Below are 18,294 nucleotides of genomic sequence, written 5' to 3'. Positions count from 1 at the left end.
TGTAGTTTTTGTGGTTTTTTGTATGTTTGCTTTACTTTATGTTTTTATACTTTGATGTTTGTCATACTTTATCTTTACCGTACTTGGTAAAATGCGTAGTGTGAGGCAAGCAGTATAAAGCAAAATGCTTCTATTTGTGTTGTTGAAGTTTAGAGATTAACTTACGCTTAAGTATGACAAGGGGATAGTTTTTCTCGCAAGTTTTGTGATTGGTTTGCAATGATAAAATAAACATACATAGCATTGTTGCGAATTTTTAGATTTGTAGTAGAATCTAAAAAATTCACGCAATTATAAAGCCTGTATCGCCAAAAAAAGACTTAAAAATATTTGCTAAATTTTGCTAGTTTGACGCGCTTAGATTCCCGCCAAATGCTTTATAAAGCACGATTATAGAATTTATTTGAGCAAATTTTGCTTCGTCTAGGCTTTGATATGCGTTTAGAAATGAATTTTCATTTGCCAAATAAGTATCTTCATTTTGGATTCCTAGCTTGTAGCTTGAATGCGCTGCTTCTAGTAGATCTTGTGAGCTAGCAAAACTTTGGACTTGAAACTTAAGTGAATCTTTTGAGGTATTTACCTGCATTAGTGCGTTTTCCACTTCGCCTAGTGCCGTGCGTATCGTATTTTCTAGCGCGTAGTAGGCTTGCTTGGTGGCTTCTTTTTGGATTTTGTAGTCTTTGGTTAGGCTAGCGCGATTTAGCAGTGGCGAGGTAAGTGAGCTTGTGATTTGCCAAATAAGACTACCAGCCCCCCTTGCCGAATACAAAATCTGCCCCAAACTCCCACCAAGCGAGATAGATGGAAAAAGTGCGGCTTTTTTAGAATTGCCTAGCATAATCTGTGAATTTAGCGTGGCAATGCTAGATTTTATATCCTCTCTATTTAGCAAAATATCTTGTGGAAATTCGCGCACAATAGGGATTTTTGCCTCGCTAAAATCTATTGTTTCTTCACTTTGGATAATCTCATCTAGCACGCTAGAATCAACGCTATTTAGTAGCACCAAAAGTGCGTTTCTTGTTTGCTCTTCTTGTAGTTTTAGGGCGTTTAGGTTTGATTTTGCGCTTGATAGTGTGGCTATAAGCGGGCTAAGAGTGGAAATATCTAGCAAGCCTAGTGCGTATTTTTCGCGCGATAAAAGTAAGATTTTTTCGTTATTTTCTAGGATTTGTGTGGCTCTAAGCCTTGCATTATGAGTCTTTATGAGCGTGTAATAATTTGTCGCTACCTCGCCTATTAGACTTACTTTTGCGGCTTCTAAATTAGAAAATGCGGCAAGGTATTGATATTTTTGAGATTTTCGCAAAGAATTTAGCTTGCCAAATAAATCAATCTCCCACGACAAAGAAAGGTTTGCATTTACGGTGTTTTGATTGTAGTTTATTTGGTATCGGCTGTAATTGCCACTTGAGAAGTTATGCCCCATATTAAAAGAAAGTTTGGGTAGCATATTTGCATTTGCTAACCCTAGAGATTCCCTTGATTGCGCGATTTGTGAAGTGAGGGTTAGGATATTTGTGTTGTTTTGCAGGGCGGTTTCTAGCAGGGATTTTAACCTATTATCATTGATAAAAAACAGCAAGTTTTTAAGATAATCCACCTCATCACTTTTGCTTTTTTTTATGCTATCTTTCGTAGCATTTGAGGCAGAATCTAAAAGCGATTTTGGCAGTGCTACCTCGCCTTTTAGGGAGTTTCGCAGATTTTCTTTTAGTGATATTTCTTTTGCTACGCGCTCATTTGTGTATGGCGAAGCACAGCCACCGAGATATGCCCCCCACAAAAGCACAAATCCAAAACCTACAAAAAACCTAAGCGCATTTGCTAAGCGCGCAAAATCCACGCAAAATCCACGCACAAATCTTTTGCGCACAAATTCTGCACGCGCAAACATTGTGCGCACAAATATTTCGCACGCACAAAAGTGCGACACAAAAAAGCCCATACTCCAAAAATGAAAGAATCTTATAAATCTCATTTGGCGTTATTCCTTTGATTTTGCCTTGTTTTGCTTTTGTTTTGTAAAATCGCTACACAAAATACAAACCAAAAAAAGAACGCGCAAAAAAGATTTTTCTAAAATCCTTAAAAATGTTGATTCTATGATTTTAGGACTTTTTTACGCAAACTCTTTGAGTAGCAATTTTTGTGTATCCATTATGCCAATGCCCTTATTTAGCGTATCATTGGCGATGTCTTGGGCTTCTTTAAGTGAGTGCATAGCATAAGTGCCACATTGAAACTTGTTTGCCTCTGGGATTTCGCTTACGCGCAAAATATCTTTCATACTCGCTTCCCACGCTTCTTTGACACTCTCTTGGCTTGGAGTGCCTATCACGCTCATATAAAATCCCGTGCGACAGCCCATCGGCGAAATATCGATAATTTCGACACTTGAGGCATTGAGATGCTCACGCATAAATCCTGCAAAAAGATGCTCTAGCGTGTGGATTCCCTTCTCGCTTAAAATTTCCTCATTTGGCTTGCAAAAGCGCAAGTCAAACACGCACACTTTATCGCCCTTTGGCGTTTCCATCGTCTTTGCTAAGCGCACAGCAGGAGCTGGCATAATAGTGTGATCTACCTTAAAACTATCTAGTAATGGCATAGATTCTCCTTTAAGAAATCAAAATTTAATAGATAGAATCTTAGTGAAATTTGGATTATAGTTTGCTAAAGTGAAAGCAATGTGAAAAATATTTGCCAAATTTTTTGCTACAATTTCAAATCTTTGAAACATAACAAAAAAAGGATAAACCTTGCAACTTGATGATGTAGCAAAATCTTTTAAAAAAATCCAAGCCTATCTTTATGAGCTAACAGGAATCCACCTAGAAAACAACTCCAAGCAAACAATGATGAAAAATCGACTAGATTCTCTCACGCGCAATGCCGTCTTTAGCGATGCGCAAACCGTGCAAGATATTTTAGACATTGCTAGCCAAAACGCTCAAGCACGACAGCTTTTTATCAATGCTTTTACGACAAATAAGACAGATTTTTTCCGCGAGAGAGTGCATTTCCAAGATATGCTTGATAGGGCTATGCCTATCCTTTTTCAAAGTCATTTCAAAATCAAAATCTATTGTGCGGCTTCCTCCACAGGCGAAGAGCCATACTCTATCGCAGCCACCGCGCTATATGCCAAAGAGATTTATCGCTCTTCAAGCGACATAGAAATCATCGCCACAGACATTGACACCAAAGTCTTGCAAGCCGCAAAAGATGGCGTGTTTAATTTTAACCCAAGACTTCATTTGCCAAATTGGGTAAATATGGATAAATATTTTGACACGATTAGTCAAAATCCAAACGGCACTTTGCAAATCCAAGCAAAACCAGAGCTAAAATCGATTTTAAAATTTCAAAATCTAAATCTTTTTGCAGAAAAATATCCATTTAACAAAAATGACTTTGATATAATCTTTTGTCGCAATATTTTGATTTATTTCAAAATTGAGGATCAAGAGATGATTTTAAAACGACTTTTTACGCATCTAAAAATCGGCGGGGTGTTTTATCTAGGGCACGCGGAGGATTTGCTAGGGCTAAAAGACAGAGTCGAGCGACTAGGAAACAAAACCTACATAAAAATCCGCGAATAAGTCAAATAAATCCACACAAATAAATCCACAAAGGTAGCGCAAAGTATGGCAGAATCAAGCAAAGATTTCAAAGGAGTGCAAGAAAAGCTCCACCCCGATGTATTTCTAAAATCCCAGCCCTGTCCTATCGGGCGGGAAAAAATCATAGTCATAGGCTCTTCTACAGGCGGTCCTCAAGCCCTAGAAGCGGTGCTTAGCGCATTACCACAAGATACTAATCTACCTCCCATACTCATCGTCCAGCACACTCAAGAGGGCTTTTCTAAGTCCTTAGCCCTTAGGCTAGATTCTAAATCTAAAATCTCTGTGGTGGAGCTAGAAAAAAAAGAGATTCTAAAGCACGATTGCGCATATATCGCCAAAGCAGGAATGCAGCTAAAAATCGGCTGTGAAGCGGGGAGATACTACGCCTGCCCTATTGATGGTCCTAGAATCTCTCGCCACTTGCCAAGCGTGGATATACTTTTCCGTGCGACAAATAATTGCGCGGGCAAAAGCGCGCTAGGCATAATACTAACAGGAATGGGCGATGATGGCTCTATCGGTATAAAAGAAATGCACCAAAATGGTGCATATACAATCGCACAAGATGAAGCCACTTGCACGGTGTTTGGTATGCCAAAGCAAGCAATCGAAGCAGGCGCAATCGATGAAATCGTAGCTCTGCAAAATATCGCAGACAAAATCATAGCTTACGCAGAGGATAGATTGCCTCAAAAACGAGGCGTAAAAATCGATGATGAGGAGTATCATATTTAGATTCTTGTTTGTTAAATGGTGCTTTTAGACTTTTCAAGATTTTTTGATTCTCATTTGATTTTATGTTTTTATCATTATTTATTAGATTCTAAGAAGCTATAAAAATCATTTGCATTTTTTACAAAATTTTATAAAATTTTAAGCTATAACACATAATAATTCTGCCTCATAAAATGTGCTTAAAAACAAGTTAAGTTTTTTTAGTGCAAAATTACTTTAAAGGACAAAACAATGAAAAATTTACAAAATGCAGCCCCCATAAAAAGCCACTTTTTGCAAAAAGCTACTATTTGTATAGCCCTGCTTAGTCTAGGCACGCAAACTTTTGCCAATCAAAAAACGCATAAAACCCTAGCGGGGGGGGGGGGTAAAAACCATAAATACCAAAATGTCTTAGATACAAATCTTACAAAACTTGCCCTAGTAGATTCTAGTGATAATCCCACACAAGCACAAAATATTAATCCCACCGCGCAAATAACAGATACACAGCAAAATACACAAAATAACGCTACTGATAAATCCTTAGATTTCCCAAATCAAATAGCGCAAAATCCTAGCGATTTAAATGCGATAGAAACGCATATTTTAGAAAAAATAACTACTTATAGCACAGCAAAATCCCAAAGAGAAATCTTTGATGAAAATGACAATATCGCCTCTGTGAATAGTGAAACACTAAGCAAACTAAATGTGCAAAATTCTAAAGACTTAGGACAAATGTTTTCAGGGCTATATATCACAAATACAGGTGGTAGCGCGTATCCTAGCATCACTTTGCGCGGACTTCATTCAGGCTATTATTATAATCCAAGCGTGAGATTATATGTCGATGGTGTCCCACAAGACATATTTTTTATCAACCAAGAATTACTAGATGTCGAAAATGTCGAGCTTTTTAAAGGAATGAGTGGCACACTCTATGGCGAAAATGCCCAAGCAGGCGTGCTAGCAATAAACTCTAATGTAGTAAGCAACAAAACAAAAGCAAGTGCTAAAGCTAGCTTTGGTAATCTACATAGAAGCGTGCAAGCAAGCACAAGCGGTGCGATTATCAAAGATAAATTATATGCCAAATTTAGCTTTAAGCACAGCTATTTTTTGGGACAAATAAAAGACGCCCAAACAGGCAAAAAAGCCGATACTTCCACAAGCAATCTAGCTAGAGCTAGCCTACTTTATGATGATGGCAAAATCTATGCAGGCGTGGATTATTATTTTGACAAAACGCGCAATCACGATTTTTTCTACCTAAGCAATAGCCACATACAAAACAAAAATAATCTTAGCTATGATTTCGGCACAAATGGTATCCCAGATGCTGAGCGCACCGTGCAAACTTACGCACTGAAAGGTGGTTATCGAAGCGATAACATAGAGGTAAATAATGTATTTAGCGTCCAAGATAGGCAAATGCCAATCACAAATTTTGGTAGCACTTGGGAGGAAAATCAAATCCAACTTAGCGATGAGCTAAAACTCACACAAACTTATAGCAATGACTCCACTTCGCTTTATGGTGCATTTTTTTTGTGGAATCATTTTAGACACCATTTTATCAAAGACAACACTAGACAAGATGATGATAATAAACTTAGGACAGCGACTTTTGCGCTTTTTACTGACCATAAAATCTTATTGCCTGCACGATTTGACATAAGTCTAGGAGCAAGGTATCAATACAATAATAGTCAAATAAACTACGCAAAAGGGGCTACTAGCACAAACAATGTAAATAGCTTTACAAACAAAGTAGATTTTCATCAATTTAGCTTAAGGACAGCACTTTCATATCATATATTAAGCGATCATAAACTATATCTATCAGGTTCGCGTGGATTTAAAGCAGGTGGTTTTCCAAATGCCGTTTTTTCTCAAGCATATAGTAATTTTTTCAAACCTGAAATAAACTATATGGCAGAATTTGGATATAAAGGATTTTTTTGGAATGACAGAATCTACATAAACACAGATTATTTTTTCTTATACACACAAAACCAACAACAAAATATCCTAATCGCAACTCAAGCAAATGGTGCTACGCCACTAGGCGCGATAGGAAATCTAGGCGATGCTTTATCGCACGGATTTGAGTTTGAAGGCAAGTTAAACTTTTTAAAAGATAGTTTTTTTATGCTAAATTTTGCATACATTGACGCAAAATATACAAAAGATGCGCGCGTGCCACAAGAAATCGGAGATGTTTCAATACGCGGATTGCAAGTGCCATTTTCACCCAAATTTAGCCTAAATGCAAGCATAGATAGCATTATATGGCGTGCCTCTTTTGCAAGTTTTTATCTAAATGCTTCGCTATCGTTTAATTCGCGTATTTATTTTTCTCAAACACATAGTTTCTATCAGCCATCATACGCATTGTTTAATGTTGGTGCAAGGGCAGAATTTGCCAAAAATATCACCCTAGCACTAAATGTGGCGAATATCACAAACGCATTGTATGATTCTTATGGATATTACTTTGCAAACACAGGAGCACAGCACCAAATCGGCAATTTAAGAAATTTTAGCGTTAGCCTAGCCGCGAAATTTTGATTCTAGTAAATAGCAATACAAATGAAAAAAGTAAAGCATATTATCAAAAAACACCGCGCTACATTTTTGCGCTATCATTTGTATATTAGCTTATTTTTCTTGCCACTCGCGCTAATGTATAAAATCACAGGGATTGTCTGCATTTTTGGATATTTTGGTGGAGTGGATAGGCAGGCTATCGCGCTAGATGAGACACAAAAGCATTTTTTTAGTGATTTTATGTATCCGCTTGATGTGGATTCTAGCAATGCTGATAGAGAATCTGCGAGGGCTAAAATCCTAGCTTTTCTAGCCCAAAATCAAATCACTATCCCGCTAAACACAAATTTATACGATTCTAGAGATAAAAATCACTTCATACTTGGTAGCACGCACCATAGTGTAGAAGTAGCAAAATCTAGCCCAAGACAAATCCTAATTTGCAAAAATGATTTTTTAGCAAATCTTGTTGCCCTGCATTTTTCCCGCGCAGGAGTGGGGTTTAGCATATTGGCATTTTGCTTTGTGGTGTTTATGGGGATTACTTACATTACAGGTCTTTTAATGTGTGATTTTAGAAAAAATGGTAAAAAATACTTATTCACAATCGTGTTAGGCTTTGTTATAAGTGCGACATTAGGCATATACGGCTTGACATTTTAGGTAAAATTTTGACTATTTTTCAAAGTAATATCAAACAAATTTTTGCGAAATAGATTTTAGTCGCAAAGTGGATAAAAAATTTGTTTTGCTATGTTTGCAAATGTAAGCAGAATGGAATATGCTAAGTTTAGACTAAATAAATTTAGAGACATTAAAAAGGGTGTTTTTGCTGCATTTCAAAGAAGCAGAATTTAGATAGTCATCACTAAATCAAAGGGCAAGATTTGTATAAAATCTTACTGAAAATGATAAGATAGAATCTGCTTAATATTGGTTGAGCATTATTTGAAAATGCGCAAAATAACTAAAGATTTTATTGCATTTATAAATAAAATTAAGCATTAAAGTTTTTCATAATTGTTTGATATGCTGTTTGTATCTCTATAAAACGCTCCTGTGATTCTGCAGATTTATTTAAGTCAGGGTGATATTTTTTGGCAAGATTTTTATATGCTTGTTTTATTTGCTCTTTGCTTGCATTTGTAGGTATTTCTAGCAAATCATAATATTGTTTTAGCCAACTTGGAATCTCATCTGTTTTGGTATAATTTGTGTTGTTTTGATGATAATTATTTTGCGTTGTTTTGTCATCATTGCTATATCGGTTACTAGATTCTTGTTTTGCACTATATTTATCCTCTTTTTTATCGCCTATTTTATTAACAAAATATATTGCACCAAAAACAATTACAAAAAGAATGAGTTTGGAAAAAATCTTAGCAACAGCATAACTTGGTAAATCATTATAATCCAAAATATTATATATGACTACAATAGCGACAATAGCTACAACTACATATATTGCGTATTTTATGAATATTTTAGTATTTTTCATCGCAAAGCGAGCTGTGTAATAAATCACCGCCAACACCAACCCTATGCTCACACCTATTAGAACTATCCTAATTATATCCTCAATATCTATTATTGAAGCTATGATAGATATTGCTATGCCGATAAAAATACAACGATATAATATTGGCATTTTTATCCTTGACTTGTTTGTCTATTTTGTGCTTCTAAAATATCAAAACACATTTTTCTAACAAAACTTCTTAAAGCAATAGGCGCAAATAAAAACAAAAAAATACCAACCATACAAAACATAAAACTTTCCGTCTTTTCAAAACTCACAAAAATAGCCACTATAATCCAACACAACACATAACAAACCACAAAAATATAAGACATCACTTTTATGATTTTATAATCTCTAGTGTTCTTGTTATTGGCAAGTGTTTGTGATGAGCCTATACAAAGCCACCAGCACATATAATAATAAAACAAACCACCACATATAAACATAACGATAAAGCCAACAAATTCTCCTAGTGCAAAAAATGGGGAAACTACAACTAATACTATAACAAGCAAACAACCTCTTTTAAAAATGTATTCCTCAACAACAAAAAATAATCTCACAATAAAACTTGGATTATTAAGTTTATATACAAGCAAACCAATTTGTGTAAAGGTAATTAAGAATGCACCAATAATCGGTAACAAAACAATAATGCTCGCTAAAAACAACCTTAACACATTAGATTTGTTATCAATTTCTTGCTTAAGAAGTCTTGCTTTTATAAGCCACTTTACCCACTTATCACCATAGCATAAAGATACAGGTGTAATAACTAACAATGCTACGATTGATACTAATTCTACGATGCTTATCATTACTGCACTCCTTTTTCAATTAAGTTATAATCATCGCAGCCTTGAGTGAATCCTAATTCACAGCTTTTGCCATAGTATTTTTTTGCAAAATCTATGTTTGTTTCTATGTCTGTTCCATTAGCGTAGATTTCGCCAAGCCTATAACACGCAAATGCTATTTGGAATATTGCATCTAAAATGCCAGAATCACAAGCCATTTTATATAACTGTATGGCTTTTTGCGTATCTTGTTTTGCGTATTTTCCACCTTCATACATTGCCCCTAACCACAAAGCACTATTAACTTTGCTAAGTTTGTAAGCACATTTTTTGATACATTTTTCGTAGTTTTGTTTAGCTTCTATAAATTCTTCTTTAGCTATATACAAATCACCTAAGTACGAATAAGCTTCGGATTGTCCTAAATCAATAGCTTTTTTTAGATACTCCATGGCTTGAGATTCGTAGCCAGCTATTTTGTAAGTCCATCCTACAATTAAACAAGAATCTTTATCGCATTCATCAATATTTTGCGTGAAATAACCATTTTGGATTAGCAAGCGGCACATATCCGCTTCTTTATCTACTACGCATTTATTATATGCAAATTGATATTCTTCCTCACTTAAATCGCAAATAGCTACACTTAATAAACATAGCCAAAATCCAAATGTTAATATAAATCTTGTCAATGCTTGCTCCTTATTTATTCATAGTATTTTATATGCTTAGATTCTTGTTAGTTATCAATTTTGCGACATACAAAATCTTTATGAAGTTTTGCTGTATTCTCATCGCTAATTTTGACTACAAAATATTTAAGCCTCACTTCTACAATCTCACAAATAACGCCCATATTGCTTATGATTCTGTCCCCAATATTTAGAGAATTTATCATTTTTGTATATGACCTGTTTTTAAAGTAATGGAACAATAAAATGCAACATAACAATAAAATAAAACATAGTGCTACTATCCACCTAGATAATAGAATCATTGCCACACAAAATAATATCATTTGCCGTTTTTGTGTTTTATCTATTCTATTTTCAAGCATCGTACTTCCTTTTAACTTGGGATTATGGAATTTTTGCGTGCGGTTTTTTGCAGAGAAAAAACTATGAGAATAAAAAGAATGCTATACACCGAGAGAATTAAATTAGCAAACCAATCATTTTGACATTTATCGTTGCCAAAGAGATTTGCCACGCCAAAGATATATTTTGGATTCCAAGTTAGTAGCCACACACAAGGCACGAGACTTAATGAGGTAAAAAAGCCAAAGCAACTTATTTTATTAAAAACCAACCATAAAGATAGCAATATAAAAGAAGCAACTACAAAAACACTCCCCCATATTACTAAATTATCTAGGGCTTTGATACAAAATAAGATTGCAGAAAAACTCCCCACCAAAACAATAAACCACGAGAGAATCTTTAGCAAATCCGTGTGGTGTGCTGAAGTATGTCTATAAAAGCAAAGTTGAATCTTATCACACCAATCTTTGCTGAGTTTCTTAGGATTGTTTAAATTTATTTCTTGCTCTTTTGCATAGAGTTCTAATTTATGCCAATTTGACGCGTCTAGTAAGTTATTATTTTCAATCAATACATTTTTTATCGTGCGAAATGAATCGCGGGCATTGCTTGCATAGCGGATTTTAAATTCATTATCTTGTTTTGATTTGTCATCATAATATTTGTCTTTCTTGTATCTTTCTACAAAATTTTCAATATCCTTAAAATCTATATTATCCATTTTCACATTGATAAAGTTTGTCCCTTGAATATTATTAAACACGCAAGTAGAAAAATTGGGCGCAGATTTAAATTCTGCATTATAAAACGACACGATACCATTAAAAATACTTTCGTGGAAATCCGCATAATCACAAAATACCGCGTGGTTAAAAAACACATTTCCATTAAACTCGCAGTTGGTGAAATACACCCTAACTCTAAACTCACAATGTTGAAAATCTATGCGCAAAGATTCTTTAGAATCTCCAAAAGTGATATATTTAAAACATATTTGCGCGTTAATCTCACATTTTTCTTTAGATTTTGATTTTGCATTAAAGCCGTCATTGCTGATTTCTAACGATTTGCAGATGATATATCGCTCGCCATCTTTTTTAATCACATTTGGTGGGAAATCTTTGTCATATTTTGCGCATATTTTTTGAAAATCTATGGTTTCTAGATTCTCGCTAGGGATTACAAGCATTAGTTTGTTATTGCGATATATTAGTCTTGGCAAATTACTTTTGTGTTGATTTTGCATTATTTTCCCTCCAACATTTTGTAATTATCACAACCCTCTTGGTCGCCCAATCTACACGCTTTGCTATAAAAATATTTTGCCTTAAATGGACTTTTGGTAACAAGCACCCCATTTTCATAAAATAAACCTAATGCGCTACAACCAAATCCATATTTCAAATCACAGCTTGTTTTCAATAACTCAAATGCCTTGCGAACATCTTGCAATAAATTCTCATTGCCTTGCAAATACATTGCACCCAATTCATAACAAGACCTTGCTCTAGCCACTTCTACACTACTTTTTTCACAAGCGATTTCAAAGTATTCTTTTGCTTGTTTAGAATCCTTATTTTTTTGGTATAAAAATGCTAATTTTGCGCAATAAATATAAAAATCCGTGCCATAATCGCAGGCTTTTTCAAAATATTTTTTTGCATTGATATTATCACCACTTTTGTCATATATCCAGCCTAAATAGCTATATGCCACGGTATTTCCTAAAACCATATCTCGTTTATAGTAATCTATCGCTTTTGATTGTTGGTTAAGTTTCTCATACACAAAACCAATTTTTACACAATCATACAATTCACATTGATTTACGCTTTTTAATCCATTATCAGCCAATTTTTGACACGAATCTAAATCATCATTAGCACATTCAGCCCATAACGCGCTCCATTCCTCTGTATCCATTGCAAAATGTGGCTCTTGCTTGCTGACAAAATTATCAAATTCGCTTTGTGTGTATTCTTTAATTTTATCTTGTGGGATTATTTTAGAAATTTTAGCAATATTGCTCCATACTTCTATGCCACTTTTTATGTCTGTCAATGTAAAGCTAAGTGCGTAATCTACGCGCATATTTTTTCCTAAACGCGTGTTTTTGCGACTTAACTTGCCAGAGAGTGAATAATCAGGGGCAAGTAGATTTCCTTTTTCTTGTATAGAATATTGATTAAATTCATCATCATTTCTTAATTTGCGAGAATCTTTTAGCATTTTATCTACCTTGCCACCACTTCCTGCGACAGCTTTACTAAAAGTAAATTTTTCATAATTGCTTAATGATTTTTTAAATTGTTCTATTATTAAATCTATATCAATATTTTCTCCTGTGGCATTTTCTACATCTGAGATAGCAATAATTTTACTAGATTCTAACTTTTTGACAAAATTTTTAGATAGTAGCGATTTGGCGTGAATCTCTACCATAGAATCTATGTCGTGACTATCAAGAGAAAAGCTAGTCTGGGAGGCAGAATCTATAATATATTTAGGTTTTGTGCCACACCCATTTAGTGCAAACATAAACGATAATACTAACACGCTAGCTAAAATTCTCATATCTACACACCCTACAATACAGCTTTTGCGCTTTTAATTTGCCCCAACGCTTGCTTTTGCTTCATCTACTACTTTTAAAAATTCATTTATTGCGCCTATGTATTTCTGCGACATTGAATTATACTTTTTTAACACTGTTTCATATTTTTTAGCTACTTTTAAAAATTCACTATCTTCAATTTCAATTTCAAAGAATTGGCCTTGTTTTTCAAGCAGTTTTTTCTGTGTTGATAAAACTTCATTCTCATATTTTGATATTTTTGCATATGCTTTGTATAATGTGTTCTCTATATTGTTGCTAAATGTAAATCTATCTCGCAATTTACGGATTTCAAACACTGCTAACATAGCCTTATTTGCTAGTAAGGTTATTTCATTTGCAAGTGTGTTGTTCGCTTTTGTCATTTCATTTATTGTTGATATTTGTGGATTCTCTATTAGCTTACCAACTTCCCTTCCTGCTTTTATTGCTTTGTTTTGTGCCCTTAACATTTTATTTGCTATTTCCATATGTTCAGTCATTAAATTAACAAGTTCTTTGCAGTTATTTAAATATTTATTCTCTATTATTTCTATTTTGTTTAGCATATTAGAATCTATATTCTCAAATACTTGTGGATATGTCCCTACTTTTTTATTCTTTTCAGTGTTAGCCTCATTCATCTCTTTGCCTATGTTAATCAGTTCTTGTCTTGCTTGTAGGTATTCTTGTGTTATTTCATCTAAATCATTTTCCATTACATAATCTTGTGCTTTTTCTATCATTGTGGCGAATTTATTCTCTAAATTTGATTGACTCCATTCATCGATAATATAATAAAGCACACAAAAGATTATCCAAAACATAATCAAGCCTAACACTATTGCTACATTTTTAATTTTCACTTGTATTACCTTATTGATTTTTAAAAATTATTTGATTATTTGTATTTCTCTATACTTGCTTTTGCTTCATTGACTGCTTGTATCAATTCATCTACCACATTTTCTATTTCTTGCATTTTTGCAATTACTTCTTTTGTTTTTTCTTTGTATTCCTTAACTGCCTGTTTATATTCTTTTATAGCTTCTTTATATTCGCTAACACTATTAGCACAAACAATATTTTCAAACATTGAAAATAGCGCAAACACTATCACACAATTTTTCATCTTTATCCGCATAATATCCAACCTCAAATATCATTACTTTTTTTAAAATTAACCATTAAGATTTTATTCTACAAAAAAAAAAGAAAAACAGATTCTAAATGATAAAACGCAATGGCTTAAATATTTTGCCAAGCGTTTTTGCAATCGTTTTTGTCTTGTGGAAAGGTAAGCAAATACGACTATTTATAAAAATCTTGCTATAATGCAAGCCCAAAAAAAAAAAATAAAAAAACCGCGCAAAGCATAAGTGCCTTTATTGTCATCACGCAATATTTTGCACGGCAAAACTTAGACAAAATCTATACGGAGAATCTCAAATGAATAAACCACGCATTTCCACTGCAAGCAACAACACCAACAAACCCACAAACAAAGCAAAAACACTCGCAGAATCCGCCACAAAAGCCACAAAAAGCATAAAATCTAGCACAAAAGATTCTGCAAAATCAACCACTTCAAAACCTGCCACCACCACACAAAATAACGCTAAGCAAAGAGCCACCGCACAAAATAACACCAAACAAAACAAAAACCTCATCATCGTAGAATCCCCAGCCAAAGCCAAAACCATAAAAAATTTTTTAGGCAATGGCTATGAAGTCATCGCGTCCAAAGGGCATATCCGCGATTTGCCAAAATTTTCCTTTGGAATCAAAATACAAAACAAACATTTCACACCACAATACACCATAGATGAAGGACACAAAGACATCGTAGCACAGATAAAAACGCTTGCCAAAAACGCCAAGACAACCTACATCGCAACCGATGAGGACAGAGAGGGCGAGGCTATCGGCTACCATATCACGCAGGCGATAGATTCTAGCAAGGCACTCTCAAGCTACCCTAGAATCGTATTTCACGAAATCACAAAAACAGCCATAGACAATGCCCTAGCAAATCCTAGAGAAATCGATATGGACAAAGTAAATGCCCAGCAAGCAAGGCGACTGCTAGATAGAATCGTAGGGTTTAAACTAAGCGGGCTAATCTCTAGCAAAATCTCAAAAGGGCTATCCGCAGGGCGAGTCCAGTCCGCCGCGCTAAAAATCATCATCGATAAAGAGCGCGAAATAAAAGCCTTTGTTCCGCAGGATTTTTTCACCATTAGCGCGAATTTTGGCAGGGCAAAATCTAGCGAGGTAGAATCTGAGCTAATAATCTATCAAGGCAAAAAACTACAAAAACTTGACATTAGCTCACAAAAAATGGCTGATGAAATGCTAGCCCACCTAAAAAGCACGACTTACACCATAGCCCAAATCATTAGCAAAGAAAAAAAGATAGCCACTCCGCCACCTTTTATGACTTCCACCCTCCAGCAATCTGCCTCATCAAACCTAAGCTACTCCCCCACACGCACGATGAGTATCGCCCAAAAACTATATGAAGGTGTCCCAACAGACAAAGGCACTATGGGCATCATCACTTATATGCGAACTGATAGCCTAAATATCGCAAAAGAGGCAAGCGAGGCGGCTAGAGCGCACATAACCAAAATCTATGGTGAAAAGTATGTCCCACAAAAGCCAAAAATCTATGCTAGCAAATCAAAAGGAGCGCAAGAAGCACACGAAGCGATTCGCCCTACAAATATCGATTTTACTCCCCAAATCGCTGCAAACTACCTAAAACCAGATGAGCTAAAACTCTACACCCTTATTTATAATCGCTTTTTAGCCTCCCAAAGCCAAGATGCTATCTATGAAACACAAAGCGTGAGTTTTGTAAGTGATTTTAGCGAGCCAAGCGAGTTTCGCGCAAATGGCAGAAAACTAATCTTTGATGGATTTTACAAAATCTTAGGTAATGATGACAAAGACAAACTTTTGCCAGAATTTACAAAAGGCGAGGCAATCAGCCCAAATGAAATCAAAGCCACCAAGCACACTACCGAGCCGCCCGCACGATACAGCGAAGCAAGCCTTATAAAAATGCTAGAATCACTAGGCATAGGGCGTCCTAGCACCTATGCCCCAACCGTTAGCCTGCTAGTAAATAGAGAATATATCACCATCACAAATCGCGCTTTAGTCCCGCAAGATAGCGCGTTTAGCGTGATAGAGTTGCTAGAAGCGCATTTTAATGAAATAGTAGATAGCGCATTTAGCGCAGGAATGGAAGAAAAGCTAGATTCTATTGCGCTAAAACAGCATTCGTGGGAAGAGGTGCTATGGGATTTTTATGAGCCATTTATCGCCAAAATAGAATCAGGCAAAAGCAATATCGCTAGCCAAAAGCTAGCAAAACTCACAGGAGAATCCTGCCCTGAATGTGGCAAAGAGCTAATCGTGCGAAAATCGCGCTATGGGGAATTTACAGGGTGCAGTGGCTATCCAAAATGCAAATATATCAAAAAAGAATCTAGCAATGAAACAAACCAAGAATCTAACATAGATGAAGCAAATGGCGTGTGCGAAAAATGCGGAAAACCAATGGTAAAAAAGATGGGCAAAAGAGGGGAGTTTCTCGCCTGCAGTGGCTATCCGCAATGCAAAAACGCAAAATCCCTAAACGCAGAAAAAAAAGAAGCAACCATAATAGAAGGCATAACCTGCCCAGAATGTGGCAAAGAATCTATCGTGCAGAGAATGAGTAGGCGCGGGGCGTTTTATGGTTGCAAAAATTATCCCAAATGCAAATGGACTTCCCCGCTAAAACCCACAAATATCAAATGCGAAAAATGCGGAGGAATGATGGGCGAAAAATCCCTAAAAAGTGGCGAATTTTTGGAATGCCTAAAGTGCAAAAATAGGATTGAAGCATAAGATTTTGGTATTTTGCTCGTAATGAAAAAAATATCTGCCATATTTAAGTGCAAGCAAAAAATCTATATGATTTAATGCAATCAAACGCAACAAGAGAGTTTTTTTGCGAAATATAAATCTAACAAAAGAATATTTCGTTATTGCAAGCGGATTTTATTATAAAATCAGCGTGGCACAAGACCACAGCTACAAAGTAGCGTTTTAGCGCGAAGTCGCGAGTGGGCGCAGTTGCGCAAGCAAAATCCAAAATTCCACAATTTGTCATACTGAGGGCAATGCCCGAACTATCTCAAAAGATACTGCCAACTCTTGTCATACTTAAGGGCGTGTGCGCCAAGTATCTCAAAATCTAAAACGCAAATAGAGATATTTTCGCGCGCACACACTCAATATGGCAAAGAAAATTTCGTCATTGCGAGGTTTTGAAAAAGCCGAAGCAATCCACTAATCAAAAATAGATTACCACGCTTTGCATTTTGACTAAATGCAACGCTCGCAATGACAAATATACAAAAACTTACTTCGCACAAAATCTATCATTAAAACCCACATTAACAATCTGTTTTTTTTTTTTTTTTGTAGTATCGTTTTTTTGCAAAAAACCAACAAAAACTACAATAAGGAGCAAGAAATGAAAAAACAAGATTGGGACAAAATCATAGACAAGCATATTGCAGAAATCATAACAAAATGTGTGCTAAAAGATGAATTTGACACTCAAGCAATATTAGAATGTTTAATGCTTATATTCTCTCGTGTTGATAGCATAAAACAAAGGTTTTTGAATAATAATCACAACAAATTAAGTGATGAGGACAAAAAAGCTATAAATCAAATAGAATGTAAGGCACCACTATGGTTTGCTAAGCCAAATAAAAAAGTCAGCATTATTTTGCTTACATTTTTGGAATTATCTAAAAGCAATCAAAAAGAAGTGTCGTTAGATACGCTTATTGCTAAATGCTATAAGAATCCAAAATTTGATTCTAAACAAAATATCAAAGATAATTATGCAAAAATGAAAAGTGCTAAAGGCAATCCAAATGGCAAAATTTTTGACGAGCAAAATGGTAAGGTAATGCTTTGGGATAAAGTAAGGCATATTATCTTACGAGAATATGAAAAATATTTGCAAAAGGAGTGTAACAAATGAAAAAGTTAATATTCATAGCTGGAATCTTAGCAAGCGCAATAAGTATGGGAATCTCTGTGATGAGCGAGGAGGAGTGGGAAAAGGCTAGATATGAATGCTTTGACAACAACGACAAAAACGCGTGTCAAGCATTGATTGATGATGGATTGCAAAGTGTGGAGGAATGCACTAAAGAGACAGACACAAATAATTGTATTTGGCTCAAGACAACTTAAGCGGTTGATTTCTTATCATTTTTAGCAAGATTTTATACAAATCTTGCTGTTTAATTTGAGTATTATATCTAAATTCTGTTTCTTTTAAGTGAAGCAAGAAATTCTCTTTTTTGATTCCTTTAAATTTGCTTAATCTATGTTTTGCATAACCCCAGAAGTTTTCAATACCATT

At 35.2% G+C, this 18,294-nt stretch carries 18 protein-coding genes and 1 pseudogene; 8 read left to right on the top strand and 11 right to left on the bottom strand.

Translation table 11 applies throughout. The annotated features are described in order from the left end of the window. Positions 1-343: 343 nt before the first annotated feature. Entirely contained in the window at positions 344-1,984 is a 1,641-nt protein-coding gene (locus ACWIX0_RS10550; RefSeq protein WP_454173964.1) for a TolC family protein, read from the bottom strand. A gap of 141 nt (positions 1,985-2,125) precedes the next feature. Further along, positions 2,126-2,614, bottom strand: coding sequence for an S-ribosylhomocysteine lyase (gene luxS / locus ACWIX0_RS10545; protein ID WP_454169585.1), 489 nt, complete (start codon positions 2,612-2,614; stop codon positions 2,126-2,128). A gap of 151 nt (positions 2,615-2,765) precedes the next feature. Between luxS and ACWIX0_RS10540 the strand changes: the two genes are divergently transcribed. The 4 genes from ACWIX0_RS10540 to ACWIX0_RS10525 all read left to right on the top strand — a co-directional run bounded on the left by ACWIX0_RS10540 (position 2,766) and on the right by ACWIX0_RS10525 (position 7,565). Continuing rightward, positions 2,766-3,611, top strand: coding sequence for a CheR family methyltransferase (locus tag ACWIX0_RS10540; RefSeq protein ID WP_454173963.1), 846 nt, complete (start codon positions 2,766-2,768; stop codon positions 3,609-3,611). 45 nt (positions 3,612-3,656) lie between these two features. Then, the gene (locus ACWIX0_RS10535) at positions 3,657-4,370 is read left to right on the top strand and encodes a CheB methylesterase domain-containing protein (RefSeq protein ID WP_454173962.1); all 714 of its coding nucleotides are present in this window, start codon (positions 3,657-3,659) and stop codon (positions 4,368-4,370) included. Between the two features lie 231 nt (positions 4,371-4,601). Next, a complete protein-coding gene (locus tag ACWIX0_RS10530) occupies positions 4,602-6,923 on the top strand; it encodes a TonB-dependent receptor (protein ID WP_454173961.1) in 2,322 nt (773 codons plus the stop codon). A 21-nt stretch (positions 6,924-6,944) separates the two neighbouring features. Next, positions 6,945-7,565 carry a hypothetical protein gene (locus ACWIX0_RS10525; RefSeq protein WP_454173960.1) on the top strand — a complete coding sequence of 207 codons (621 nt, stop codon included), beginning with the start codon at positions 6,945-6,947 and terminating at the stop codon, positions 7,563-7,565. Positions 7,566-7,899: 334 nt separating this feature from the next. Here ACWIX0_RS10525 and ACWIX0_RS10520 read toward each other — a convergent pair whose 3' ends face one another. The 8 genes from ACWIX0_RS10520 to ACWIX0_RS10485 form a co-directional block, all read right to left on the bottom strand. After that, positions 7,900-8,550 (bottom strand): DnaJ domain-containing protein, encoded by a 651-nt coding sequence (locus ACWIX0_RS10520; RefSeq protein ID WP_454173959.1) that lies wholly within the window; start codon positions 8,548-8,550, stop codon positions 7,900-7,902. Between the two features lie 2 nt (positions 8,551-8,552). Next, positions 8,553-9,242 (bottom strand): hypothetical protein, encoded by a 690-nt coding sequence (locus ACWIX0_RS10515; RefSeq protein ID WP_454173958.1) that lies wholly within the window; start codon positions 9,240-9,242, stop codon positions 8,553-8,555. After that, the gene (locus ACWIX0_RS10510; RefSeq protein ID WP_454173957.1) at positions 9,242-9,913 is read right to left on the bottom strand and encodes a tetratricopeptide repeat protein; all 672 of its coding nucleotides are present in this window, start codon (positions 9,911-9,913) and stop codon (positions 9,242-9,244) included. The genes ACWIX0_RS10515 and ACWIX0_RS10510 overlap by 1 nt, the downstream gene beginning before the upstream one ends. 47 nt (positions 9,914-9,960) lie before the next feature. Continuing rightward, on the bottom strand, positions 9,961-10,119 hold the full coding sequence (locus ACWIX0_RS10505) for a hypothetical protein (protein WP_454173956.1): 159 nt from the start codon (positions 10,117-10,119) through the stop codon (positions 9,961-9,963). A 170-nt stretch (positions 10,120-10,289) separates the two neighbouring features. Then, positions 10,290-11,507 carry a pentapeptide repeat-containing protein gene (locus tag ACWIX0_RS10500; RefSeq protein WP_454173955.1) on the bottom strand — a complete coding sequence of 406 codons (1,218 nt, stop codon included), beginning with the start codon at positions 11,505-11,507 and terminating at the stop codon, positions 10,290-10,292. Beyond that, positions 11,507-12,835 (bottom strand): hypothetical protein, encoded by a 1,329-nt coding sequence (locus ACWIX0_RS10495; protein WP_454173954.1) that lies wholly within the window; start codon positions 12,833-12,835, stop codon positions 11,507-11,509. Before ACWIX0_RS10495 ends, ACWIX0_RS10500 begins: the two co-directional genes overlap by 1 nt. A gap of 33 nt (positions 12,836-12,868) precedes the next feature. After that, the gene (locus ACWIX0_RS10490) at positions 12,869-13,720 is read right to left on the bottom strand and encodes a hypothetical protein (RefSeq protein WP_454173953.1); all 852 of its coding nucleotides are present in this window, start codon (positions 13,718-13,720) and stop codon (positions 12,869-12,871) included. Positions 13,721-13,755: 35 nt separating this feature from the next. After that, positions 13,756-13,986, bottom strand: coding sequence for a hypothetical protein (locus ACWIX0_RS10485; RefSeq protein WP_454173952.1), 231 nt, complete (start codon positions 13,984-13,986; stop codon positions 13,756-13,758). Positions 13,987-14,303: 317 nt separating this feature from the next. Here ACWIX0_RS10485 and topA point away from each other — a divergent pair, with 317 nt between their 5' ends. The 4 genes from topA to ACWIX0_RS10465 all read left to right on the top strand — a co-directional run bounded on the left by topA (position 14,304) and on the right by ACWIX0_RS10465 (position 18,122). Beyond that, positions 14,304-16,754: a type I DNA topoisomerase gene (gene topA, locus ACWIX0_RS10480; protein WP_454173951.1), complete on the top strand. Its 2,451-nt coding sequence runs from the start codon at positions 14,304-14,306 to the stop codon at positions 16,752-16,754. 218 nt (positions 16,755-16,972) lie between these two features. Continuing rightward, a complete protein-coding gene (locus ACWIX0_RS10475) occupies positions 16,973-17,107 on the top strand; it encodes a hypothetical protein (protein WP_454173950.1) in 135 nt (44 codons plus the stop codon). 278 nt (positions 17,108-17,385) lie between these two features. After that, the gene (locus ACWIX0_RS10470; RefSeq protein ID WP_454173949.1) at positions 17,386-17,907 is read left to right on the top strand and encodes a hypothetical protein; all 522 of its coding nucleotides are present in this window, start codon (positions 17,386-17,388) and stop codon (positions 17,905-17,907) included. After that, on the top strand, positions 17,904-18,122 hold the full coding sequence (locus ACWIX0_RS10465) for a hypothetical protein (protein ID WP_454173948.1): 219 nt from the start codon (positions 17,904-17,906) through the stop codon (positions 18,120-18,122). The genes ACWIX0_RS10470 and ACWIX0_RS10465 overlap by 4 nt, the downstream gene beginning before the upstream one ends. On the opposite strand, the pseudogene ACWIX0_RS10460 reads toward ACWIX0_RS10465, so the two are convergent. Further along, positions 18,109-18,294, bottom strand: a pseudogene (locus ACWIX0_RS10460) (IS1595 family transposase); the annotation flags it as partial. The gene ACWIX0_RS10465 and the pseudogene ACWIX0_RS10460 overlap by 14 nt on opposite strands.

Source organism: Helicobacter sp. T3_23-1059 (assembly GCF_053654515.1).
Note: the sequence above shows the minus strand (reverse complement) of the source record. Positions and strands in the feature narration are given on the sequence as shown.